The sequence below is a fragment of the Rufibacter glacialis genome, from assembly GCF_008271745.1.
GTDB lineage: Bacteria > Bacteroidota > Bacteroidia > Cytophagales > Hymenobacteraceae > Nibribacter > Nibribacter glacialis.
Genome location: NZ_VKKZ01000021.1, coordinates 308250 through 331772 on the forward strand (window position 1 = coordinate 308250; position 23523 = coordinate 331772).

Annotated in this window: 18 protein-coding genes; 7 read left to right on the forward strand and 11 right to left on the reverse strand. The window is 53.0% G+C overall.

Features of this window, described 5'->3' with window-relative positions; translation table 11 throughout:
• Positions 1-20: 20 nt before the first annotated feature.
• A complete protein-coding gene (locus FOE74_RS12980; RefSeq protein WP_149099046.1) occupies positions 21-770 on the reverse strand; it encodes a hypothetical protein in 750 nt (249 codons plus the stop codon).
• Between the two features lie 232 nt (positions 771-1002).
• On the opposite strand from FOE74_RS12980, the gene FOE74_RS12985 reads away from it, so the two are divergent.
• Entirely contained in the window at positions 1003-2196 is a 1194-nt protein-coding gene (locus FOE74_RS12985) for an SH3 domain-containing C40 family peptidase (protein ID WP_149099047.1), read from the forward strand.
• A gap of 84 nt (positions 2197-2280) precedes the next feature.
• Entirely contained in the window at positions 2281-3777 is a 1497-nt protein-coding gene (locus tag FOE74_RS12990) for a glycosyl hydrolase family 18 protein (RefSeq protein WP_149099048.1), read from the forward strand.
• 152 nt (positions 3778-3929) lie between these two features.
• On the opposite strand, the gene FOE74_RS12995 is transcribed toward FOE74_RS12990, so the two are convergent.
• The gene (locus FOE74_RS12995; RefSeq protein WP_149099049.1) at positions 3930-5303 is read right to left on the reverse strand and encodes a D-alanyl-D-alanine carboxypeptidase; all 1374 of its coding nucleotides are present in this window, start codon (positions 5301-5303) and stop codon (positions 3930-3932) included.
• Positions 5304-5959: 656 nt separating this feature from the next.
• On the opposite strand from FOE74_RS12995, the gene FOE74_RS13000 reads away from it, so the two are divergent.
• The 3 genes from FOE74_RS13000 to FOE74_RS13010 all read left to right on the forward strand — a co-directional run bounded on the left by FOE74_RS13000 (position 5960) and on the right by FOE74_RS13010 (position 11165).
• Entirely contained in the window at positions 5960-7015 is a 1056-nt protein-coding gene (locus FOE74_RS13000; RefSeq protein WP_149099050.1) for a S66 peptidase family protein, read from the forward strand.
• Between the two features lie 277 nt (positions 7016-7292).
• Positions 7293-10187 carry a glycoside hydrolase family 3 N-terminal domain-containing protein gene (locus FOE74_RS13005; protein WP_225840821.1) on the forward strand — a complete coding sequence of 965 codons (2895 nt, stop codon included), beginning with the start codon at positions 7293-7295 and terminating at the stop codon, positions 10185-10187.
• Positions 10188-10373: 186 nt separating this feature from the next.
• A complete protein-coding gene (locus FOE74_RS13010) occupies positions 10374-11165 on the forward strand; it encodes a hypothetical protein (protein ID WP_149099051.1) in 792 nt (263 codons plus the stop codon).
• Positions 11166-11214: 49 nt separating this feature from the next.
• On the opposite strand, the gene FOE74_RS13015 is transcribed toward FOE74_RS13010, so the two are convergent.
• From FOE74_RS13015 to FOE74_RS13025, 3 genes are all read right to left on the reverse strand, one after another.
• Complete coding sequence (locus tag FOE74_RS13015) at positions 11215-12102, reverse strand: carboxypeptidase-like regulatory domain-containing protein (RefSeq protein WP_149099052.1); 888 nt, start codon at positions 12100-12102, stop codon at positions 11215-11217.
• 132 nt (positions 12103-12234) lie between these two features.
• Positions 12235-13344, reverse strand: coding sequence for a DUF3616 domain-containing protein (locus tag FOE74_RS13020; protein WP_149099053.1), 1110 nt, complete (start codon positions 13342-13344; stop codon positions 12235-12237).
• A gap of 280 nt (positions 13345-13624) precedes the next feature.
• Positions 13625-14509 carry a hypothetical protein gene (locus FOE74_RS13025; protein WP_149099054.1) on the reverse strand — a complete coding sequence of 295 codons (885 nt, stop codon included), beginning with the start codon at positions 14507-14509 and terminating at the stop codon, positions 13625-13627.
• A gap of 102 nt (positions 14510-14611) precedes the next feature.
• Between FOE74_RS13025 and FOE74_RS13030 the strand changes: the two genes are divergently transcribed.
• Positions 14612-15583 carry an isopenicillin N synthase family dioxygenase gene (locus tag FOE74_RS13030; RefSeq protein WP_149099055.1) on the forward strand — a complete coding sequence of 324 codons (972 nt, stop codon included), beginning with the start codon at positions 14612-14614 and terminating at the stop codon, positions 15581-15583.
• A gap of 99 nt (positions 15584-15682) precedes the next feature.
• The gene (chrA, locus tag FOE74_RS13035; RefSeq protein WP_149099056.1) at positions 15683-16858 is read left to right on the forward strand and encodes a chromate efflux transporter; all 1176 of its coding nucleotides are present in this window, start codon (positions 15683-15685) and stop codon (positions 16856-16858) included.
• Positions 16859-17286: 428 nt separating this feature from the next.
• Here chrA and rfbA read toward each other — a convergent pair whose 3' ends face one another.
• The 6 genes from rfbA to FOE74_RS13065 all read right to left on the reverse strand — a co-directional run bounded on the left by rfbA (position 17287) and on the right by FOE74_RS13065 (position 23385).
• Positions 17287-18162, reverse strand: coding sequence for a glucose-1-phosphate thymidylyltransferase RfbA (gene rfbA, locus FOE74_RS13040; RefSeq protein WP_149099057.1), 876 nt, complete (start codon positions 18160-18162; stop codon positions 17287-17289).
• A 4-nt stretch (positions 18163-18166) separates the two neighbouring features.
• Complete coding sequence (locus FOE74_RS13045; RefSeq protein WP_149099058.1) at positions 18167-19174, reverse strand: SDR family oxidoreductase; 1008 nt, start codon at positions 19172-19174, stop codon at positions 18167-18169.
• Between the two features lie 228 nt (positions 19175-19402).
• Positions 19403-20449, reverse strand: coding sequence for a dTDP-glucose 4,6-dehydratase (rfbB, locus tag FOE74_RS13050; protein ID WP_149099059.1), 1047 nt, complete (start codon positions 20447-20449; stop codon positions 19403-19405).
• Between the two features lie 12 nt (positions 20450-20461).
• Complete coding sequence (gene galE, locus FOE74_RS13055) at positions 20462-21481, reverse strand: UDP-glucose 4-epimerase GalE (protein ID WP_149099060.1); 1020 nt, start codon at positions 21479-21481, stop codon at positions 20462-20464.
• Positions 21482-21493: 12 nt separating this feature from the next.
• Positions 21494-22783, reverse strand: coding sequence for a nucleotide sugar dehydrogenase (locus FOE74_RS13060; protein ID WP_149099061.1), 1290 nt, complete (start codon positions 22781-22783; stop codon positions 21494-21496).
• Positions 22784-22785: 2 nt separating this feature from the next.
• Positions 22786-23385, reverse strand: a complete 600-nt coding sequence (locus tag FOE74_RS13065; RefSeq protein ID WP_149099062.1) for an acyltransferase — start codon at positions 23383-23385, stop codon at positions 22786-22788.
• Between the last annotated feature and the right edge of the window lie 138 nt (positions 23386-23523).

Sequence of the window (23523 nt, forward strand, 5' to 3'; positions counted from 1 at the left end):
CCAGGGCAAAACAGCGCTTCTTAATAACGGATTGGTTCGCAGATGTCTTCGTCGCAGACCAAAGGGCGTAACACGGGGTGGGCTAGCAGTTCCTGCAAGGTGTACGTTTGGCCATTGACCTCAAACCGGTTGTAGAGCAACCTGATGCCATGGCTGTAATCTGTGTAAGTAGCCGTGTGCCCCAAGTACAGTGGCTGAATAGGCGTACCCTCTGATTTATGCCACCCGTAAAGGGCCACCCGGTCTTTTTGCCCCTGCCTAAGCAGCCGGGGAGTAAGCACCACATCTTTCTTATGGCCCGCAAGGAGCAGACCTTTTCTTTTTCCCTTGAGTTGCTTCTGAATCATCTGGTTGTGCTCCAGGAAGGTAACCACGCTGTCACGGTGCTGGGTAAGCGGGCGCGGCTCCAGTTTCACGTCTGCCGCCGCATAGATGGCATCTACTATTTTACGGGTGGGTAACGTACAGGTCCAGGCCTCAGCCACGGTTCGGGCGTTTTTAGGCTGCAACGGCACCCGCACAAAGTCTTTGTCTCCGCCTACCGCCAGGTAGTCCAACATAGGAAAGCAGAACCCCCTCAAGGTATCGCCCTGCGGGCTTATGGCCATGAGCGGGACCCGTTTGGTAAGCCGCAGGAATTCCAGACCGTTGCCTTCTTTCAGGAGTTGGTGCAGCAGATACGTTTCCCGTTCCTCTATGGAGAGCGCTCTAAGCGCCGCTATGATTTCTGGTCCCGTTGGTTTGCTTTTTGAACCCAAGGCACCCGCCATAGGTTGATTAAGGGTAGCTTGAGGAGACGTTGAGGAGAACGAGCAGGCATTCAGCCCAAAAAAGAAGACCAAAACACCTGGCACAAAGAGAAACGCTCCCCTTAAAAAGCGGAGGAAGCGGCTTCTATTCCTTGCATACTGGTTTATTCCCACTTTATAAAATAAATTAAAATAGTACCTTACAAGATATTTCCCACACCCTTAACTTAACCATTTAAGGTTTATCCATTACATGAAAAAAATAATACCTGTTTTAATGCTGGGTTTCCTGGCGGCTTGCTCCAGCAGTAAGCCTGCCCCTGAAGCCGTACTTGCCTCGGCAACTGTGGCCCCCTCCGTACTGGCCCCACACGTGGAGGCCGTGCGCCAACAGGTGGCCCCCGACAAGCGGGTGGCGCTCTTCACCGTGAAAGCCACCGGTCCCGTCTTGACCGGTGAGACCAATATGCCCGAAGCCAAGACAGCCTTGCTGGAGCGCCTCCAGAAGGCGGGCCTCTCTTACCAGGACAGCATTCAGGTACTCCCACAGGCGGAACTGAAGGACAACCATTTTGCGGTAGTCACGCTCTCCGTGGCCAACCTGCGCTCTGAGCCCAAGCACCCCGCGGAGCTGGCCACGCAGGCCACCATGGGTACCCCGCTGCGCGTCTGGAAACAGAAAGACGGCTGGTACCTGGTGCAGACCCCAGACAAATACCTGGCTTGGGTAGACGGTGCGGGCATCAAACTAATGAACGAAGCCGCCTTTGCCACCTGGCAAATAGGCGAAAAACTATTGTACACGCACCCCTACGGCTTTGCCTACGCCACGCCCAATACCCAAGGCGCCACCGTCTCTGACCTGGTGTACGGTGACGTGATGGTGCTGAAAGGCCAAACCAAAGGATTCCACGAGGTTTCTTTCCCGGACGGCCGCACCGCCTTTGTCACCTCTTCTGAAGTACAGAAGTACACAGACTGGGCTGCCACTCGCAAACCAACCGAACAGAACCTGGTAGAAACCTCTAAGCGCCTGCTGGGCCTGCCTTACCTGTGGGGCGGTACCTCGTTCAAAGGCGTGGATTGCAGCGGTTTCACCAAGACCGTGTATTTCATGAATGGCCTGGTGTTGCCGCGTGATGCCTCGCAACAGGTGCACGTGGGCGAACTGATTGATACCAAAGAAGGCTTCCAGAACCTGAAACCCGGTGATCTGCTGTTCTTCGGCTCTCCGGCCAAAGACGGCAAGCCCGAGCGCGTGGTACACGTGGGCATGTGGATCGGCAACAATGAGTTCATCCATTCCGCGGGCCGCGTGCGCATCAACAGCATGGACCCCGCCGCCGCCAACCATGACGCGTCTGAGCTGAAACGGTTCCTGCGCGCCAAACGGGTTTCGCCTCAGGCCACCCTTATAGACCTGCGCACGGCCTCGCTGTTCCAGTAGTTTTTTATTCGCCTCTTTTTCCCGTTCTTACATAAGCCCCAGAAGGTCTGGGCGTATGTAAGAACGGTTTTTCATTTTCCCCCTATGAGAAAACTTTACTCCCTCGCTTTTTTCCTGCTCTGTTCTCTCTTCTCCACGGTTGCAGCCCAGGCCCAGTCAGTTCATGAAGAGGAAGCCAACCGCTACCGCAAGTATGATTTCAAGACAGATGCAGAATACGACCAGGTGTTCGGCCGCAACCCAAGGGCTCTGCGCAAGGCGGCTGGCACGGCCAATGCCCAACGTGCTGCTCCCCTGGGCAAGAAAGTGTTTGGCTGGCACCCTTACTGGCAAGGCGAAACCTACCAGAACTATGATTTCAGTAACCTGCACACCATTGCGTACTTCTCTTATGAGGTAAACCCCAACACCGGCGGCTACAACACCATCAGAACCTGGAACACCACTGGCCTCATACAGGCTGCCCACGCCGCTGGGGTAAAGGTGGTGCTGACCGTCACCAACTTCGGGGCGGCTAACAACGCGGCGGTTCTCAACAATGCCAGCCGACGCGAAACCCTCATCTCCACTCTGATCAGCTTGGTGAAGGCCCGGGGGGCCGATGGCGTGAACATTGACTTTGAAACCGTAGCCAATGCGGAACGGGCGGCCCTCACCAGCTTCATGAACACCTTAGCGGATCGGTTCCACGCCGAGGTGCCCGGCTCAAAGGTATCTATCGCGTTGCCCGCGCTTTTCAGCAACACCAACGCCTTTGATGTGGCGGGCATGACGCAGGTAGATGATTTCCTGATCATGGGGTACGACTACTGGTACGCGGGTTCTTCTTATGCCGGGCCGGTAGCTCCACTGGCTCCCAGCAGCTGGGCTTTCTGGGGCCCCACCCTTAACCTGACCAAGTCTGTCAATGACTACCTCACCAAGCTTCCGGCTTCCAAACTCCTGCTGGCTCTGCCTTATTATGGCCGCCGATGGGCCACCAGCACCAACGCCGTAGGAGCCACCGCCACTACCCAGAACAGCAATTCAGCCTCCATGTCGGTCACCTATTCGGCCGCCAAGACAGAACTGGCTACGTTCAACTACACCCGCCAATGGAACAATGAAGGCGCTGTGCCCTATTACATCTACCAGACGAACGGTCAGTGGTTCCAGACGTTTTATGATGACGCGGAAAGCCTGGGCCTGAAGTATGACCTGATCAACACCGAAAGATTAGCCGGGGTAGGCATCTGGGCCTTGGGGTATGACAACACGCCTGCTAACCCTGAACTGAACAACCTGCTCCGCACCAAATTCCCGCCTAACCCCCTTTCCTCCGCAGAGGAAACAACGCTGGCTTCTGGAACCCAGGCGTACCCGAACCCCGTGCAAAGAGGCCAGAAACTGTTTTTAGCCCCCGGCCTGTCCCGCAGCAACACCCATATCACCCTGCAAGACGCCCTCGGCAGAACCCGCACCACCGTATCTGTGTCCCCTGATGGTTCCCTGACCACCGCGACGTTGGCCCCTGGCCTGTACTTCCTCACGGTGAGTACCGCAAAAGGCACCATTACCCAACGGGTGGTAATCACTGATTAGCACGTTTGCTTCACGCAAAATCCCCCGGGCATTCTCCGATTGGAAGAAGGCCCGGGGGATTTTTGCGTAAAGCTGTTTCTACCTTTTTAGGGCTGTTTTCTGGAAATTCCCTTAAAACAGATGCTACAGGAGTTCAATCAAGCGCTATAGCATCAATACTTCTCGTGCACCTCCGTCATGATCCGGACCATCTCATTGCGGATATCGCCGGAGGAGACTTTGTAGTTGTTGTTCATGAAACTGAACAGCAGCAATTTCCCGCTTTTGGTCTTAATGTAGCCACTTTGGTTGTGCACGTGCGCCAAGGTACCGGATTTACCGAAGACGAAGGGAGGTTCGGCTTTGTAGATGCTCCGGAAGGTGCCGGGTCTACCGCCGGTGGCCATCAAGGGCAGCAACTGCGCCTCGGGGCGCTCCTGCTGTAGTTTTTGGAGCAGCGCGATGATGCTCCGGGGCGTGAACATATTCATGCTGGAAAGGCCTGAACCGTCTACCCACACCGGGGCATCAGGCAGATCACTCAGGTAATTCTTTACCACATGCTTGATGGCCCGCTCCACCGACAACGTGTCTGAGAGGGTGCCCGAGCACAAGGCCATGAGTTGTTCGGCAAACAGGTTGTCGCTCACCTGTAGCATGCGCTTATACACCGAGTCTGAAGGCAGGCCATAGAAAGTCTGGGAACCCTGGGGCAACGCCCGAGGCTTGAGCAAAGTCACTTTTTTCTTGAGGGTATCGGCGAGCAGCCGCACGGTCATCTCAGGGGAAGGAATGAAGGGTACTTCCACGGAGAAATCAGCGGAGGCGTGTTTGGGGAAATACGTTAGGTCATTGGTGCGCCAGGCCCGCACGAAGGTATCCCGGTGGGGGTAGCGGGCGGTATCGGTTTTAACGGTAGGCTTGAAGATGGCGGGGGTGGTGGTATACTTTTGGGCAACGCCGCCTTTGCGGGCGAATTTCACCACATTGCCATGAATGGGGAAAACGTTGCGCTCTGGCTGGTAGTAGTAGTTGTAGTCATCCCAGCCCCAGTTATTGGCGAAGGGTGTGCTGGTGAAAGGGGCCTCCAGGTAATACAGCTTCTCTTTGCGGTTTTTGAGGAAGTCGTAGGCCAGGGAGTTCTTCAAGTCCATGTGGGTGAAGGTCGGGTCGCCCGTGCCCCAGAAAATAAGCGAGTCGCCGCGCACCACGTACTTGAGCGCCGGAATGGAGTCGCCCAGCATTTTAAGGCAAGCGTAGAAGGTGAAGAGCTTGGTGTTGGAGGCAGGCACAAAGTACTTGTCTACATTGTGTTCCACCACCATTTTGCCCAAGGCCGGGTCATACAGCGCAAAGCCCACAAACCGATTGGTGCTCAACTCTGAAGCCAGCACCTGCCGTTTTATTTCCTCAGGACCGTAGGGTGGCGGCGCGGGGGCCGGCGTAGAAACTACCGGGGCTGGCTTGGCGGTGCTACACCCTACCAGAAAGAACAGGAAAAGACAAGGAAGCAAGAGCCAACGGCGGCCCTTCAGTGTGGTTTGCATAGTGTACAGGTTTGGAACCCGTAATTAGTCCAAGAATTTGACACCATCCAAAATTCCTCCGGAAAATTGCGGCTTCTCAGGCAGGTAGGCTTGTCAGAAGGTAATAATTTTTATTCCGTCTTCTGTTGAAAGACCGTGATGGTGGTGTGGATTCCAAAAACCGTTTTGCGCCTATTTCCCTTAAAACAGCCTCAAAACGCAACTCTGGAATTCCCTCTCCCCTGGGGAGAGGGCTAGGGTGAGGGGCAGCGGCGTTCCATGGAAACAGCATCAAGGCTGGAACCGCTTTGGACAGGTCGCGACCTGTCCGTACATCTGTTTTATAGGTACTGCTTTTCTAACTGGCGACTTCTTCCCCCTCATCCTAGCCTTCTCCCTGGGGGAGAAGGAACTGCGTTATTGGGTTTTGGACTCGGTTTCTGCAAAACACCCTTAAAACGTACTAGCAGGTGACTACGCGCAGACATCCGGCTTGGTCATCATCCACCTTCTTCTTCCAAGGGAGACGGACTACGGGCAACAACTACCGGCTGATCAACCGAACACTTTTCCGTTCTGCACCTGTTTTCAGAAAACGGCAGAAAAACGGGCGAAACTGCTACGATCTGTTTATTTTAACGGACCCAAAGACAGACCACCGTTTAATTTCCTGCCTTATGCTATTCCGTACCCGCCGCCAGGTATTGGCTTCGCTTTCCGTGGCCACCGCTGCTCTTCCTTTTCTGGGTTTCACGTCGGTTCCTGCGGCGGAGAAAGTCCCTAAGATCCTTCTGCCGCCTCGTCTGAAGGCCGGTGACACAGTGGGCCTTATCTGTCCGGCCGGGGCGGCTTTCAGCCGGGAGGCGGTGCAGATCACCAAGGAGTCTATGGAGGCGCTGGGGCTGAAGGTAAAACTGGGCCAACACGTGTTTGACCGCTACGGGTATCTGGCGGGTACTGACCAGGCCCGCGCAGCGGACGTGAACGCCATGTTCGCCGATAAAACCGTGCAAGGGATCCTGGCCATTCATGGGGGCTGGGGCTGCGCCCGGTTGCTGCCCTTGCTGGACTACAAGACCATCCAAAAGAACCCCAAGCCCCTCATCGGGTATTCAGACATTACGGCTTTGTTGCTGGCTATCACCGCTAAGACCGGCCTGGTGACGTTCCATGGTCCGGTGGGGTCAGCTACCTGGAACAAGTTTTCCGTTGATTCTTTCCGGCAGGTGCTATTTGAGGCCAGCCCCGTGTTGTTCCAGAACCCCAAGGAACTGGGCGACAACCTCACCCTCACCAAAGACCGCATTACCACCATCACCCCTGGTACCGCGCGCGGCAAACTGGTGGGCGGCAATCTCACCGTGCTTACCGCCATCATCGGGTCTGACTACCTGCCCCACTGGAAAGACGCGATCCTTTTTCTGGAAGACACCAATGAAGCCGTGTACCGGGTAGACCGTATGCTCACGCAACTCAAGTTGGCCGGGGTGCTGGACCAGGTGAAGGGCGTGGTCTTTGGCAAATGCTCTGACTGTGAGCCTGGTAAAGGCGGCTACGGCTCACTCACCTTGGAAGAAGTACTGGAGCACCACCTGCAACCCTTGAAGGTTCCGGTGTACACCGGGGCCATGATTGGGCACATCACCCACAAGTTCACCGTGCCCGTGGGCGCTGAGGCTGAGATGGACGCCACCCAGGGCACCATCCGGTTGTTGGGCACTGCGGTGGCGTAGCACGGAACTTTGCTGCATTTTGGACCTGTTTTTGCTAAAATTGCAGTAATTTGCATGCTCAACCGCACCCACACCTTATATTTTGCCTGTTGTTTTGAAAAAACGTCGCTTTCTTTCCCTCGTACTCCTCTTTATCTTCTTGATTGGGTCTATCCCGATGCACGCGCAGACCCGGACCAGCAAGACCAAATCTGCCGCCAAGAAGACTGCTGCCAAAAAAGCCTCGGCCAAGAAACCCGCCGCCCCGGCCTTCAACCCCAAAACCGACCCGCCTTTCATGGGCGCGAAGATGCAGTGGGTAGACTCGGTGTTCAAGACCTTGACCCCCGAAGAGCGCATTGCGCAGCTCATCATGATTCCGGTGTATTCCAACAAGAACCAGGCGCACGTTGACTCCATCAGTCGGTTGATCACCACCTACAAAGTGGGAGGCCTTATCTTCTTCCAGGGCGGGCCGGTACGGCAGGCGCATATGACCAACCGCTACCAGAAAGAAAGCAAAGTGCCGCTCATGATCTCTATTGACGGGGAGTGGGGCCTGGCCATGCGCCTGGACAGCACCACCCGGTTCCCGTACCAGATGGCGCTGGGCGGCATTGAGAACGAGAAGCTGATTTATGACATGGGTGCTGAGATTGCGCGCCAATGCCAACGCATGGGCATCCACGTGAACTTCGCGCCGGTGATTGACGTGAACAACAACGCCAACAACCCAGTGATCGGGTTCCGCTCCTTCGGCGAAGACAAATACAATGTGACCCGCAAAGCCATGGCCTACGTGAAGGGCATGCAAGACAACAAGGTACTGGCCAACGCCAAGCACTTCCCCGGCCACGGTGACACCAACGTAGACTCACACTACGGCCTGCCGGTGCTCCATTTCTCTAAGATGCGCCTTGATTCCGTGGAACTGTACCCGTTCCGGGAGCTGATGAAGAACGGTTTGGGCAGCCTCATGGTAGCCCACATGAACATTCCGGTGCTGGATAACACCAAAGACCTGGCCTCTACCCTTTCCAAGCCTATTGTCACCGACCTGCTTAAAAAAGAGATGGGCTACAAAGGACTGGTATTCACCGATGCCCTCAACATGCAAGGCGTGGCCAAATTCTACGCCCCCGGTATTGTGGACGTGAAGGCTTTGCTGGCGGGCAATGACATGCTCCTGAACACCATGGACGTGAAAACTACCATTGAAGAAGTGAAGAAAGCCATTGCTAACAAAGAGATCACGCAGGCCGAGGTAGACCACCGGGTGCGCAAAGTGCTGGCGGCCAAACAATGGATGGGACTGGACAACTTCCAACCTATTGAGACCAAGAACCTGATCTCCGACCTCAACAACCCTACCGCTGATCACATCAACCGCCAGTTGACGGAGGCATCGCTCACGCTGTTGCGCAACAAGAACCAGATCCTGCCCATCAAGACCCTGGACACGCTGAAAATCGCGGCCCTGGCTTTGGGTACCAGCACCGAGACTGAGTTCCAGCGGAGCCTGGCCAAGTACGCGCAGGTAGACAATTTCTTCCTGCCTCCTACCAGCTCTATCGCGGATCTGCAGCAACTGAAAGAGAAGCTGAAAGACTACAACACCATTCTGGTGGGCGTGCACCGTCTGCAACTGAAGGCCTCCGGGAACAATACCTTTGGCATCACCGCCGAGATGAACTTGTTCCTGAAAGACCTGATCCGGTCTAAAACCACCGTGGTGAGCGTGTTTGGCAATGTGTACAGCCTCAACCGTTTTGAAGACATTGAGAAAGCCCACGGCGTGCTAGCTACTTATCAGGAGAACGAGTTGACCCAAGACGTAGCCGCCCAGATCATCTTTGGGGGAGTGGGTGCCAAAGGCAAGCTGCCGGTGAACGTGTCCAACTACTTCCGGATCAACGACGGCCTCAGAACCGAAGGCGGATTACGCCTGGCCTATACCCAGCCCGAGGCGGTGGGCCTTCGCTCTAAAGACCTGGCCGGTATTGACTCGCTGGTGAACGAAGCCATCAGGGCCAAAGCCACCCCGGGTGCCCAGGTGCTGGTAGCCAAGAACGGCAAAGTGATCTACTACAAGTCTTTTGGGTACCACACGTATGAGAACCAGACCCCGGTGAAGAACACCGATTTGTATGACCTGGCCTCGGTGACCAAAATCACCACCGCCTTGGCCGCTTACATGAAGCTGAATGGCGAAGGCAAATTTGACGTGGACAAGACCATGGGCGAGTACATTCCCATGATGAAGGGCTCTAACAAAGAGAACCTTACCTACCGCAACATCCTCACCCACCAGGCCCGCCTGAAATCCTGGATTCCGTTCTGGAAAGAAGAGGTGAAGAAAAACGGCGAGCTGAAAGGCAGTGTTTTCAGCACTGATTCCTCGGCTAAATTCCCTACCCGGGTAGCGCAGAACCTGTTCATCCACAAGGGCTTTGAAGAGGACATCTACAAGCAGATCAAAGAGTCGCCGCTGAACGAGAAACCAGGTTACGTGTACAGCGACCTGTCTTTCATTTTGGCTCCGTTGGTAGTGAAACACCTGACAGGTCAGGATTTTGAATCTTACCTGAAGAAGAACATCTACGGTCCGCTGGGCGCCTCAACGCTTACCTTTAACCCCTACAAGCACTACCCGCTTTCCCGTATTGTGCCTACGGAGTATGACTCGTTGTTCCGGAAGCAGTTGCTGCACGGCACAGTACATGATGAAGGCGCAGCCATGCTGGGCGGCATCAGCGGCCATGCCGGTCTGTTCGGGACCGCCAATGACGTAGCCAAGATGATGCAGCTCTACCTCAATGATGGTATTTACGCTGGCAAACGCTACATTGGCAGCAATGTGGTGCGCACCTTCAGCAAATGCCAGTTCTGCCCAGACAACTACCGCGCCCTCGGGTTTGACCGTCCGTCTAAGCCCGGTACCGTTAACGGAAACGCGGCCGAGAGCGCCCCGGCAGAGAGCTTCGGGCATACGGGCTTCACCGGCATTTACAGCTGGGTTGACCCCGTGAACCAACTGGTCTACGTGTTCCTGTCTAACCGCGTGCACCCTACCCGTGAGAGCTCCGTTCTAAGCAAACTGAACACCCGCACCAAGGTGATGCAGGTAGTCTATGACGCCATGGCCAAAGCCAAGAACAACCCTACACCCGCTACTTCTACCACCGGCAGATAATCGCCTGTTTTCAGAAAAGTAAGGCAGAATTGAAAACGCCCGCCCTGGTTCATCCGGGGCGGGCGTTTTCAATTCTGATGCGTTAATAGCCTGTTTTCTTGAAAGAGGCCTGTTGATTAAGTTACATAGGGATAAATTATGTACTTTAAATAAGCATTATATTTAATATTAGCTAAATATTACCCAATGACACTCCTTGACTTAGTGCTAAAAGTAAAAATAAACTTTAAAGAAGGGTATATCCAACCAACTAATGGAGGAGCATTAAGGCATAACTTTGAAATCTCTCCCAAAGAGTTCTTAAGCTTTAGCAAACAAGATTTTAAAATTGATGATAAAAGAGGAAGGGTAAATGCTCTGTCAAATGCAAAAAGAGCGATAGACTGTCAAATAGACAAAATTTTCTGGTGCTTTGGAATGGATCCAGCAAAGTATCCAGATGCTGTAAATCTTTTTATTAAAAGCTCAAATAACGTATCATCTAGAAAAGATATAAAACCACAGTTAATGTTTTTACAAGCTATGGGATTCGCTCCTGCTAGTATTATTGCAAATACAAGGAACTTACGTCATAAATTAGAACATTACTATAAAGCCCCTTCATATGAACAGGTATCTGAAGCTATCGATTTAGCTGAGTTATTTATATCAGCTACAGACAGTAAACTAGTCAGATGGGATTATATCATCACAGATAATGAAAATCTAGAAAATGACGGAGTTAAGGTAAAATTTGATGCTGATAATTATCTATTCAAGATATATGAATATCGTAAAAAAGGTGACAGCACCCTTAGTACAGATAGAGAAGAAGATATTACGTTCAAAAATAACCAGGTTGAGTTTTTTCATTTAATGAAAATAGCTACATCATTAGACTATGAAACAGACATACAAGAAGCTTTAGTTGACTTACTTGAATTCATAAAACACCCCATACCTAAACAACATATTAGAATTGGAACTGAGCTGATGTAACATGTTCATGCAGCTTCCCATAATTTATATCAGAAGTGAATTTCTTTGATCAATTACTCAACGTCAGCTGAAAATGGGGCGTGGCCGAAGTTACGGCGTCACCTTCGCGCTGGTTCGTGCTGATCCATTTGCCCTGGTGGTAGATCCAGCCGTTGGGGCTCTTGTGGTCTGGTCCGTAGCTCCGGATGCTGGGTTCATAGGAAACCCGGGCGGATCCTTCCTTCGCCCCGGTTTCAGGGTCTTCGGCCTCATGGCGGTTCTGCTTGAGAATGAGCCACTCAAAGGCAATGAAAAGTCCCTGCTCAGGGATCTGCAGGTCGTGCTGGCTAACATCCAGAGTGGTGGTGTTGATGCCTTTGCGGGCCAACCCCAGCAGGGGCGTGGAAAGCAGGCTTTGGTCGGGCTCGCCGTTTTTGCCTACGCGTAGGAGATGCAACTTGAAGGAAGCGTTCTTGAGGTTGCTCAACGTCACCAGTGAAACAGCGTCCAGGAAAGGGGTGGCGGCATAGCTGGGTTGGTACGGAATGTATTGGGCCACAATCCAGGGGGTGCCGTTGCTCCCGAAGGAATAGTGCGTGTTCCCGTCCAGCTTGTTCACCACCAGTTTGCTGCGCTTGGCACTTTTCTTCACCGTTACTTCCTTCAACGCCACTGCCGAGGGCGCTAGGCCTATCTTCAAAGTCCCAGCTGGAATAGTGACGCGGGTTTTCTCGTAGCCCAGGCAGGAAATGATCAGGGTTTTCCCAGTCAGGCCCGGTGCCGTGAAAGCGAACTCGCCTTTCTCTGAGGAAGTGGTGCCCAAGTTCTCATTCTCTACCCAGATATTGGCGAAGGCGACCGGTTTGTTGGTGGCTTTGTCTGTAATTACCCCTTTAACCTGGGCAAAGGCCCACCCAGCCAATATTTGGAAGATGAAAAGCAGGACCGTCTGTTTCATGCCATGTGCGCTTGCGAAGGGTGAAGGGTTTTGGGGCAGCTTTTGCAAAAACTGCCCCAAAACCCTGAGAGAGAAGTCTTTCCTGTAACGCCGGTGGCGGATGATTATGTATATGCAGTTAGCTATATATTCTTACTCGTCTTTGATCGAAAAGACATCGGCGGTAACAATGTTTTCCTCGGCCTTCCGGTCATCTGTGGGGCTGTCAAAGACCACCAGCAGATGCTCATTGTCAAAAATGCCCAAACCTTCGGCTTTGTCCCTGCCTGAGGTGGGGCCGCTGCCGTGGTGCACGTCAAATAGATGGTCTAGTTCTTTGCGGTGCACCATCTGCTCGCCTTTTCTGGAGTTAATCATGGCCTTGGGCCACCGGTAGACGGCGATTGTACCGTCCAGGTCCATGGTAGGGCCAGCCAGCACATACAGGTCATCGCCCTTGATGCGCAGTTCCCGTATGCCTTTGCCCATCAGGTGCAGGAAATGCTTTTTGTAGAGCAGGCCGTCACCGTTGGTCTTGAGTTGCAGGAACCCTTCTTCCTCGGCCTCTTCCAGCTCCAGTTCCAGCACCATGGCCCAGCCACGCAGCACGGGTCCGCGCAAACCCATAAAAATGCGGCCTTCCTGCATGTCCAATCCTTCAATGTCAAACCCGTTGTCTTTGCCCGGAATGGGCAGGAAGTCTTTGAGGTGTGGGTCTTTCTTGATGGCGTGCATGAGCTGGTTGCCTTCGTGCGCCCCTATGAGTTGGGCGGCTTTCAGCGTTTTAGAGGGATCTTCCTGGCTTTTGCATTCTTTGGAGAGGGTGAATTCACCGGTGGCGATGTCCTGCACCAGCGGAATACGGGCCAGCAGATACCGGTTGGCCTCTGAAGCCACCTTGGCCAGGCGCTTGATCTGCTTGTCCACCGATTCCTCTTTGCGGGGCTTCTTGCGTTTGAGGCTATGCGAGCCCACCAGCCACAGATACCCGCCGCTAACGCCCATGCCTTCAATGTCTATCTCAGAATTCTTGCCGTCGGGCAGGTCTAGGTACTCCGTGAGGTCAAAGTGCACGTGCTCCCCAAAGGTGTGGTCACCGGTTTTCTTCAGGCGCTCCAGGGTGGTCTGTTCGTCGCAGCTGAGCCAGAGGTAGTCGCCGGTGCGCAGAACGGTAGACAGGCCGTCGCGCACGTGCTTGCCGGTGGTTGTGATGCTGTGGGTGGGGTCAAAGTGCAGTTCAACCGTGAACGAAGGGCTTTTCATAGGTCTTTTTATTCTAGGGAGTGAAAAGACAGGCTCCATGGCCTGCAAAGAAGTAGTTTACGAAGGTTTCCTGAAAAACAGCCCATAAACCCGCAAAGACCTTTTGAGATTCCGTGCTCTTTCTATCAAGAGTTCAGGTAACGGTACTCCTAGGAACAACCGTAGAGACAAGGCATGCCTTGTCTCTACCCCTCACCGGCTATGCGTAGCAAGCACTTATCTTCACAAGAAAAGCCGCCCCTGTTTAGGAGCGGCTTTTATGAAATAAGGCTGAAAACGATTATTTCGCCAGGGTGATCTTGCGTTCCACCGTATTATACGGACCAGGAATCACTTGGCCGTTGTTGTCAATCAGTTCCAGCTTGAAGGTGTTTTCGCCCATGGGCAATCCTTCTACCAGGTACGGCAACCACTGGTCTAAGATGAACTCGTTGCCGTTGATGGTGGCGCGCACCTTGTTGCCGTCTTTGGCTAACTTAGTGTTCACCAGGTAGAAGTCCAGCATAATTTTGCGGGTGTCAGCGCCTTTGTACTCGCCTTTGGGGCGGCTGTAGAAGAGGTGCTGGCCATTCTCGTCAAACTTCTTGGCGCTGTTGGTGGCGTTGCCCACGTTGATCACGCGCAGGTCATAGGCATCATCGTGCTTGATGCTTTCATGGTACGAGCGGGAAAGGAACGACAAAACCACGTGCTGGCCCGGCTTGATGGCTTTCTTGAACGATGGTTTGTAATGCGCGGTGTATGGCTCGTTGTCTACGATGTTGTGGATGTGCTGACCTTCTTTGGAGTTGGCGTGCTCATGGGAACCGGCGTCTGAGGTCTGCTGGCTCAGTTGGTAGTTTTTCACCTCATAGGCGAACTGCACAGAGTCGCCGGTGACCTTGGCGTTCTTCTCCGGTTGTTTCAGGTCCAGGTCGGCATCCGGGAAATCCACGGAGTTGCTGTAGGAGTATATTTTGAGGCCCCCTTTCTCCATAGGCGTACCCATAGAACCCTGGTGCTGTACTCCGGCGGTATCATTGGCCATGCCAGAGTGATCCGCCATGGCGGTGGTGTCTGCTACCGGTGCATCTCCCTCAGCAGTAGTTTCAGCGCGTTTTCCGTCACAGGCAGCGGTCAGAAGCATGGCTGCCACCGCTACAAAAGACAAGTGTTTCTTTTTCATAGTATATGTTTTCGTATTAGTACGTAGAATGTTTCAAAGATAGAAATTTCGTAACTTGCCACGAATTCATAATGACTTTTAATCACACGTCAAGACAGGTTTATGAGCGATAAATTATTGGAAGAAATCCCTTCTCTGGACTTAGCCGATTTCACCTCCGGCGACCCTGCACGCAAAGCCGCCTTTGTGAAGGCGATGGGCGATGCGCACCAGAATATTGGCTTTGTGGCGTTGAAGAACCATGGCTTGAGTGATGACTTGACCGAGCGGCTGTACGCGGCCATCAAGAAGTTCTTCGCCCTGCCAGATGACGTAAAGCAGAAATACGAAATACCGGGGCTGGCGGGCCAACGCGGCTACGTGGGCAAAGGCAAGGAGCACGCCAAAGGCCGCAACACCGGTGACCTGAAAGAGTTCTACCACGTGGGCCAGGAAGTAACCGACAACGACCCCATCAAAGAAGAATACCCAGATAACGTATGGCCAACAGAGGTTCCTGAGTTCCAGGAAGTCGCCTTAGAGGCCTACAAGCGCCTGGAAGCCGCCGGCAAGCAGGTTTTGAAAGCCCTGGCCATTTACCTGAACCTGCCTGAGGATTACTTTGACGCCAAGGTACATAACGGGAACAGCATCCTGCGGCCTATCCATTACTTCCCTATTGAGAACCCAGACGCGGTTCCCGCTGATGCCGTACGCGCCGCCGAGCACGGTGACATCAACCTGATCACCTTGCTCATGGGCGCCTCTGCTGATGGCCTGCAGGTGCTTCGCCGCGATGGCAAGTGGATCCCTATCACGGCCCTGCCCGAGCAGGTGATCGTGAACGTGGGTGATATGTTGTCGCGCCACACCAACAACAAGCTAAAGTCTACCATCCACCGGGTGGTGAACCCGCCACGGGAGCTGATGAACACGTCCCGTTTCTCCATTCCGTTCTTCATGCACCCACGTTCTGAGATGGACCTGACCTGTCTGGAAGGCTGTATTGATGCCCAAAACCCGAAACAGTTCCCAGACATCACCGCCGGCGATTTCCTGAACGAGCGTCTGGTGGAACTGGGATTGAAAAAATAGTTTGTTTTCAGACTTTCGGAAAGGAGCCTTTTGGGCTCCTTTCCTTTTTACTTCCCTTTTAGAAAACAGGCCTAAAACCACATCCAACCCTCCGTTAACTTGCGCCCTCGTAATTATCTCTTCCTGAAAGATGTAGGCTCCCTCTCGCTCACGGCGTTTGGCGGCCCCCAGGCGCATATTGCCATGATGCTGCGTCTGCTGGTAGAGAAACGGGGCTATATCAGTGAGAAGGAACTGCTGGAACTGAACGCGCTCTGCCAGATTCTGCCCGGGCCTTCCTCCACCCAAACCATTACCGCCATCGGGTTCAAGGTGGGCGGCCCCAATCTGGCGTACCTCACGCTCCTGGTCTGGATTGCCCCCGCCGCCCTGATCATGATTGCGGCGGCTTTGATTATCTCTTTCCTGGAAGGTAGAGGCGCGCCCTTGGGGTTCACGCGTTTCATTCAGCCCATGGCCGTGGGCTTTGTGGCCTTTGCCGCCTGGCGCATCAGCTCCAAAGTGGTGCACACCAAAGGTGGCATCGTGATCATGGTGATCTCGGCTATTTTGGCTTTCTTTTTCCGGTCGCCTTGGGTGTTCCCGGTGCTGCTGCTCATTGGCGGAAGCCTGACGGCCCTCCGGTTTCAGCAACAGCCTGTGCTGGAGAAAAAACCCATGAAGGTAGAATGGGCTAATTTCCTGCTGTTTCTGGGGGTTCTCATTGCCGCAGCCTTACTAGGGCGGTTTACCCAACTGCGGGCGGTGCTGCTGTTTGAGAACTTCTACCGGAACGGCAGCCTCATCTTCGGGGGTGGCCAGGTTTTGATCCCGGTGATGTACACCGAGTTCGTGGTATTCAAAGGCTACCTCAACTCCAAGGAATTCCTCTCTGGCTTTGCCTTGGTGCAGGCCTTGCCCGGCCCGGTGTTCTCTTTCTGCTCTTACATTGGCACCTTGGCCATGCGACCTTACGGGTGGGGTGGCCAGCTTCTGGGAGGCGTGGTTTCCACCATTGCCATCTTCCTGCCCGGCACCTTCCTTATCTTCTTCGTGATCCGGTTCTGGGAAGAACTCCGGAAGTACCGGGTCATCCAGGCCTCTCTGGAAGGAGTCAATGCCGTGGGCAGCGGTATGGTCTGCGCGGCGGCCATCATGCTCTACCACCCCATTGAGAATACGCCCTATAACTTCGGGTTGGTGGTGCTCACCTTTGCGCTGCTGCAATGGACCAAGATCCCGGCCCCGGTCCTTATCCTAACCGGTTTGGTGGTAGGGCTGATCTTCCCTAATTAAGTTTGTTTTCAGCTCCATTTCTGAGAATGAGGGCAAAAACTGGTGTGAATTGAGAGAAAGCGCCCAAGTCCGAAGAGGAGTACCAGCAGAGCAATGTAGCGTCGTAATACCATTACGACGTGTTTCCATGGAACAAGCAGCTTCCTTTAAAAAAGCAGCTTTCTTTCCAACAGACCAGCTTTCCAGGATAGAAACATCTCTTTGGGAGAAACATTTTAAGCAGCCCTCCTCTATAAAAGACCCGCATTTAAACGCCCAGGTCAAGTTCTCACGTTCTTGGGGCCTTTCTGCTGCGTAGAACCACGCCGTAATGGTATTACGACGCTACATTTTCGGCTCCTTTTCGTGTAAACCATCTGGAAACGGAAAGCCCTGTGCAGGCGAACCTTGCACAGGGCTTTGATGGATTCTAAACCGTTTCTGCTGGATTACAAGCTTGCTTGCTCCTTTAAGACGCTTAACAGATAGTCACCGTAGCCGCTTTTGCGAAGGGGCTCTGCCACGCGCTGTAATTGCTCGGCGTTGATGAAGCCCATGCGGTAGGCCACTTCTTCAATGGAACCGATCTTCAGGCCTTGGCGCTCTTCAATCACCTGTACAAACGTGGCGGCCTGCATCAAGGACTGGATGGTACCCGTGTCTAACCAGGCTGTTCCGCGGTCCAGGATGCCTACTTTCAGTTTACCTTGGCGCAGGTATTCCTTGTTCACATCGGTGATTTCGTACTCTCCACGTGGGCTGGGCTCCAGGTTCTTGGCGATCTCTACCACATCATTGTCATAGAAATAGAGGCCAGGAACCGCGTAGCTGGATTTAGGTTGCTTCGGCTTTTCCTCAATGGAAATGGCGTTCATGTGCGCATCAAACTCCACTACACCGTAACGCTCTGGGTCTTGCACGTGGTAAGCGTACACCACACCCCCTTCAGGATTATTGTTGGCCTGCAGGAGCTTGCTCATGCCGGAGCCGTAGAAGATGTTGTCGCCCAAGATCAGGGCCGCTTTGTCATTGCCAATGAAATCTGCGCCTAACACGAAGGCCTGGGCCAGACCGTTAGGAACTTCCTGCACCTGGTAGCTGAAATTACAGCCAATCTGACTACCATCGCCCAACAAGCGCTCGAACATGGGCAGGTCGTGTGGGGTGGAGATAATCAGGATGTCTTTAATGCCGGCCAGCATGAGCGTAGACAGCGGGTAATAGATCATGGGCTTGTCATACACGGGCATCAACTGCTTGCTGACAGCGAGCGTGAGCGGGTGTAATCTGGTGCCTGAGCCTCCGGCTAGAACAATTCCTTTCATGGTCTTATTTCTGGTTGTAGATAAAGTCTTGGTTATCACGGAACCAGGCCAAGGTTCTCTGCAGACCTTCCTGGATTCTGATTTGAGGGTTGTAGCCCAACAGGCGTTGCGCTTTGGAGATATCAGCTAAACTATCTCTGATGTCACCGGCGCGCTCAGGACCGTATTCGGCCTGGACGTCCACGCCGGCTTCTTCTTTCAGGATGTTGAACAGGTCGTTTAAAGAAGTACGGTCGCCTACCGCAATGTTGTAGACCTGGTTGATGGCCTCTGGGTTCTCTACCAACGCCGCACGGATGTTCGCTTCCACGCAGTTCTCCACGAAGGTGAAGTCACGGGTCTGCCCGCCGTCACCGTTCATTCTGGGACCGCGGTTGTTCAACACGGCATCAACAAACAGGGGAATCACGGCCGCATAGGCGCCGTTCGGGTCCTGGCGCGGCCCGAAGATGTTAAAGTACCGTAGCCCGATAATTTCCATGCCATAGGTCTTGCCAAATACATCGGCATAGAGCTCATTGGCATATTTGGTCACGGCGTAAGGAGAAAGCGGCTTCCCGATCTTGTCTTCCACCTTGGGCAGAGACTTGCTGTCACCGTAGGTAGAGGAAGAGGCGGCATAGACAAAACGCTTCACGTTCTGCTCTTTGGCGGCCATGAGCATGTTCACGAAACCACCTACATTTACTTCATTGGAGGTAACCGGGTCTTTCACGCTTCTGGGCACAGAACCCAGCGCAGCCTGGTGCAGCACCACATCCATGCCTTCACAGGCTTTCATGCAGGCGTTCAGGTCCCGGATGTCCCCTTCCAGCACTTCCAGCCGGTCATTGTCCTGAAATGCCCGCAGGTTCTTGTGGAAGCCATTGGAATAGTCGTCCAGCACACGCACTTTCTTGGCGTTGTACTTCAGGAGGTATTCTACTAAGTTGGAGCCAATGAAACCCGCTCCGCCGGTTACTAAAAAGGAAGTCTGCTCTAAAGAGCCGTTATGGAATGGATGTTCGTACACGGGGTGATTAATTACGAATTAGGAATTAAGAATTAGGAAGGGTTTCAAGGCTACTTTGGGCAAAACAGCTCTTAAACACTGGTCTGCCTTTAGTTTCCCGCCCTACCCCCAGCCTGAATAAACCATCTGCGGAAGAGACTATTGGTTTGGCTGCAGGTGGTATAAGCAAGAAGTGCGTTTAAAAGCCATTTCTCTGGAAACAGCCTTCAAACGCACTTCTGTTTTTGGTTAGCGGGTGTACTGCTCGTTATAGTACTCCTGGTAGCTACCGGAAGTCACATTCTGCAGCCACTCTTCGTTTTGCAGGTACCACTCCACGGTTTTCTCCAGGCCTTCCTCAAAGGTGACAGACGGTTTCCAGCCCAGCTCATTCATGATCTTGGAAGAATCAATGGCGTAACGCAAATCGTGCCCGGCGCGGTCAGTGACAAAAGTGATGAGTTTGCGAGAGGTACCTGGCTCACGGCCTAGTTTCTGGTCCATGATGTCGCAGAGCAGATGAATGAGGTCAATGTTGCGCCACTCGTTCACGCCCCCAATGTTGTAGGTATCGCCTTCTTTGCCTTTGTGGAACACATCATCAATGGCACGGGCGTGGTCTAGCACGTACAGCCAGTCTCTGATGTTCTCTCCCTTGCCGTATACCGGCACCGGCTTGTTGTTCTTGATGTTGTTCAGCGCCAGCGGGATCAGCTTCTCAGGGAAGTGGTTAGGCCCGTAGTTGTTGGAGCAGTTGGAGATTTTCACCGGTAACCCATAAGTGTGGTAGTAGGCCCGCACGAAATGGTCTGAACTGGCTTTTGAGGCCGAATACGGAGACCGGGGATCATACTTGGTCTCTTCGGTGAACATGCCTTCCTCGCCCAGGGAACCGTACACCTCATCGGTAGATATGTGGTAGAAGATCTTGCCGGTGAAATCAGCTTTCCAGAGTTCTTTGGCGGCGTGCAGCAAATTGCAGGTACCGTTCACGTTGGTGCGCACAAAGGCCATGGGGTCTGTGATAGACCGGTCCACGTGTGACTCAGCGGCCAAGTGCATCACGGCATCAAACTGATGCTCCTGGAAAAGACCATTGATGTACTCCTGGTCGGTGATGTCACCTTTGATGAAGGTGTAGTTAGGCGCCTCTTCAATATCCGTCAGGTTCTGAAGGTTGCCCGCGTACGTGAGTTTATCCAGATTGAATATTTGGTAGTTAGGGTACTTGTTGACAAACAACCGTACCACATGGGAACCAATGAAACCGGCTCCTCCGGTGATTAATACTTTCATTTTTTTTATCGATTACTTCATCAATTGTTGTTGCCAAGCCCACGAGCTGCCCAAGCTGTCTTCTAACGACAGAGACGTCTTGAACCCGAGTTCCTGGGTAGCCTTGGTGACATCTGCGTAAATAGCAGGCACGTCTCCCGGGCGGCGGGGGCCTATTTTATAGTTGAACTTCTGGCCGGTGGCGTTTTCAAAGGCTTTGATCACCTCCAGTACGCTGCTGCCTTGCCCGGTACCGATGTTGAAGACCTCATACGGCACAGGTTCAGCTTTCTCTAAGCGTTGGATGGCGGCCACGTGGGCTTTTGCCAGATCCACCACGTGCACGTAATCCCTGATATTGCTTCCGTCTGGCGTATCATAGTCCGTACCGAACACAGTCAGACTCTCCCGGATACCAGCGGCGGTCTGGGTTATGAACGGTATCAGATTGCTGGGAACCCCCAAGGGAAGTTCCCCAATCAAAGCAGATTCATGGGCCCCTACTGGGTTGAAGTAGCGCAACGCGATGGACTTCACCGCATAGCTTCCGCTATTAGCAACATCCTGCAGAATTTCTTCGTCAATCTTCTTGGTGTTGCCATAAGGCGAGTTGGCTTTTTGCGTAGGGGTCTCCTCGGTGACCGGCAGTTTCTCTGGTACCCCGTACACGGTGCACGAGGAAGAGAAAACGAGTCGGTTAACTTTGCTGGCCTCCATCACCTGAAGCAGCGTGACCAAACCGGCCACGTTGTTATGGTAATATTTAAGCGGCTCTTTCACAGATTCTCCTACGGCTTTGTAAGCCGCAAAATGGATTACGCCCGCAATGTCACCTTCTTTGGAGAAAACATCCTGTAAAGCGGCGGCATCTGTGCAATCAATCTTGTAGCAGGGAATCTCTTTGCCCAGTATCTGGAAAATGCCCTGCAACACCCGCTCCTCTGAATTGCAGAAGTTGTCAACAATAATAGGGGTGTAACCCGCTTGCGCGAGCTCCACCACAGTATGGGAGCCAATATAGCCTGCTCCGCCGGTTACAAGAATTTTACTCATGACAACAATAGGTTATAAGCTCCAGTACGGCAAGGTATTGATTTTCCCCCGATAAATCCCTTTTAAATCAATCACGATAGGATTATCAGCGGAGATACTCTTGAAGAAGCTCTCATCATGGCCCAGATAATCTTTGTGGTTCACGGCTACCACCACGGCATCATAGTCGTTGCTGGGGTTCTCAGTCAGGGCGAAGCCATACTCATGCTCCAGGTCCTCTGAGGAGGCATATGGGTCTACCACGTCTACCTGTACCCCGAAGCTTTTCAGTTCATTCACCACATCAGCTACCTTGGAGTTACGGATGTCTTCCACGTTCTCTTTGAAGGTAGCTCCCATTACCAGAACTTTGGCTTTGGAGATCGCCTTGCCTTCTTTGATCATCATCTTGATGGCTTTGCTGGCCACATACGCGCCCATGCCGTCATTGATGGTACGGCCGCTTAGAATGATTTTGGAATCATAGCCCAACGCTTTGGCTTTGTAAGTGAGGTAATATGGGTCAACACCAATGCAGTGACCGCCTACCAGACCCGGGAAGAATTTCAGGAAGTTCCACTTGGTACCCGAGGCCTCCAACACTTCATAGGTGTTGATGTTCATCCGGTCAAAGATGATGGAAAGCTCGTTCATCAAGGCGATGTTCACGTCGCGCTGGGTGTTCTCAATGATTTTGGCGGCCTCGGCTACCTTAATAGAGGAAGCACGGTGCACGCCCGCCTGGATTACCAGTTCGTACACTTTAGCAATAATGTCCAATGACTCTTCATCGCAGCCCGACACCACCTTGATGATCTTGGTAAGGGTATGCTCCTTGTCGCCGGGGTTGATGCGCTCAGGCGAATAGCCCACCTTGAAATCTTGGAGGAAGGTAAGGCCAGACTCGCGCTCCAGAACCGGAATACAGTCTTCCTCGGTACAGCCGGGGTACACCGTAGACTCATATACCACATAGTCGCCTTTCTTCAGGACCTTCCCCACGGAGGAAGAGGCGCCAAGCAAAGGTTTCAGGTCTGGCAAGGCATAGGCATCAATAGGCGTTGGAACCGCCACAATGAAAAACCGGGCCTCTTTCAGCACTTCTAAATCATGGGTGAAGGTGATGTCACAGCCTTCAAACGCAGAGGCCTCCAGCTCACCGCTAGGGTCTACGTTGTTCTTCATCAACTCCACGCGCTGGGCGTTGATGTCAAACCCGATTACACTTATTTTTTTGGCGAACTCCAAGGCGATGGGAAGTCCTACATACCCTAATCCGATGACGGCCAGTTTGGCTTCTTTTTTGAGGAGTTGCTGGTACACAGTTAATCTATTTGAATGGAAGATTTAGTTACTACATTGTTCTCTAGGCTGTATTTCTCCCCCGTTTCCGGGCAAACAGCCTCATTCTGATTGTTGAAAGCCAGTTTATGGCCTGCCTCGCTTACCCACCCGTGCTGTTTGGAGGGGTTGCCGTACACCAGCGCGAAGGGAGGCACGTCCTTTGTCACCACGGCCCCGGCGCCAATCAGGGCGTAGGCCCCAATGGTATGCCCGCAGACTACCGTGGCGTTGGCCCCAATACTGGCGCCTTTCTGCACTAAGGTCTTCAGGTACTCGCCTCGGCGGTTGATGGCACTTCTGGGGTTGAGCACGTTGGTGAACACCATGGAAGGTCCCAGGAAGACATCGTCTTCGCACACCACTCCTGTGTAAACCGACACATTATTCTGGATTTTGACATTTTCCCCTAAGATGACGCCGGACGAAATCACCACGTTCTGTCCAATGTTACAGCGTTTTCCTATCACACAGTCGGCCATGATATGCGAAAAATGCCATATTCTGGTACCCTCTCCAATCTGGCAACCGGGGTCTATAACAGCGGTTTCATGAGCGGTGTACGGGGGAACGGGTTGGGTCATGGGTACTCTATTGGTTCAAAGAGCCGAACTCTTTACGGAAAGCCTATCGCTTTGGATATTATTTTTTACGGGGCAAAGGTAGTGGTTTTTATAATATTTTCAGATAACATGGTTATTTCCATGCGTATAAGCAGGTCA

Coding starts and splice junctions, on each gene's coding strand:
- FOE74_RS12980 (WP_149099046.1), bottom strand. CDS start 770: ATGGCGGGTGCCTTGGGTTCAAAAAGCAAACCAACGGGACCAGAAATC.
- FOE74_RS12985 (WP_149099047.1), top strand. CDS start 1,003: ATGAAAAAAATAATACCTGTTTTAATGCTGGGTTTCCTGGCGGCTTGC.
- FOE74_RS12990 (WP_149099048.1), top strand. CDS start 2,281: ATGAGAAAACTTTACTCCCTCGCTTTTTTCCTGCTCTGTTCTCTCTTC.
- FOE74_RS12995 (WP_149099049.1), bottom strand. CDS start 5,303: ATGCAAACCACACTGAAGGGCCGCCGTTGGCTCTTGCTTCCTTGTCTT.
- FOE74_RS13000 (WP_149099050.1), top strand. CDS start 5,960: ATGCTATTCCGTACCCGCCGCCAGGTATTGGCTTCGCTTTCCGTGGCC.
- FOE74_RS13005 (WP_225840821.1), top strand. CDS start 7,293: ATGGGCGCGAAGATGCAGTGGGTAGACTCGGTGTTCAAGACCTTGACC.
- FOE74_RS13010 (WP_149099051.1), top strand. CDS start 10,374: ATGACACTCCTTGACTTAGTGCTAAAAGTAAAAATAAACTTTAAAGAA.
- FOE74_RS13015 (WP_149099052.1), bottom strand. CDS start 12,102: ATGAAACAGACGGTCCTGCTTTTCATCTTCCAAATATTGGCTGGGTGG.
- FOE74_RS13020 (WP_149099053.1), bottom strand. CDS start 13,344: ATGAAAAGCCCTTCGTTCACGGTTGAACTGCACTTTGACCCCACCCAC.
- FOE74_RS13025 (WP_149099054.1), bottom strand. CDS start 14,509: ATGAAAAAGAAACACTTGTCTTTTGTAGCGGTGGCAGCCATGCTTCTG.
- FOE74_RS13030 (WP_149099055.1), top strand. CDS start 14,612: ATGAGCGATAAATTATTGGAAGAAATCCCTTCTCTGGACTTAGCCGAT.
- rfbA (WP_149099057.1), bottom strand. CDS start 18,162: ATGAAAGGAATTGTTCTAGCCGGAGGCTCAGGCACCAGATTACACCCG.
- rfbB (WP_149099059.1), bottom strand. CDS start 20,449: ATGAAAGTATTAATCACCGGAGGAGCCGGTTTCATTGGTTCCCATGTG.
- galE (WP_149099060.1), bottom strand. CDS start 21,481: ATGAGTAAAATTCTTGTAACCGGCGGAGCAGGCTATATTGGCTCCCAT.
- FOE74_RS13065 (WP_149099062.1), bottom strand. CDS start 23,385: ATGACCCAACCCGTTCCCCCGTACACCGCTCATGAAACCGCTGTTATA.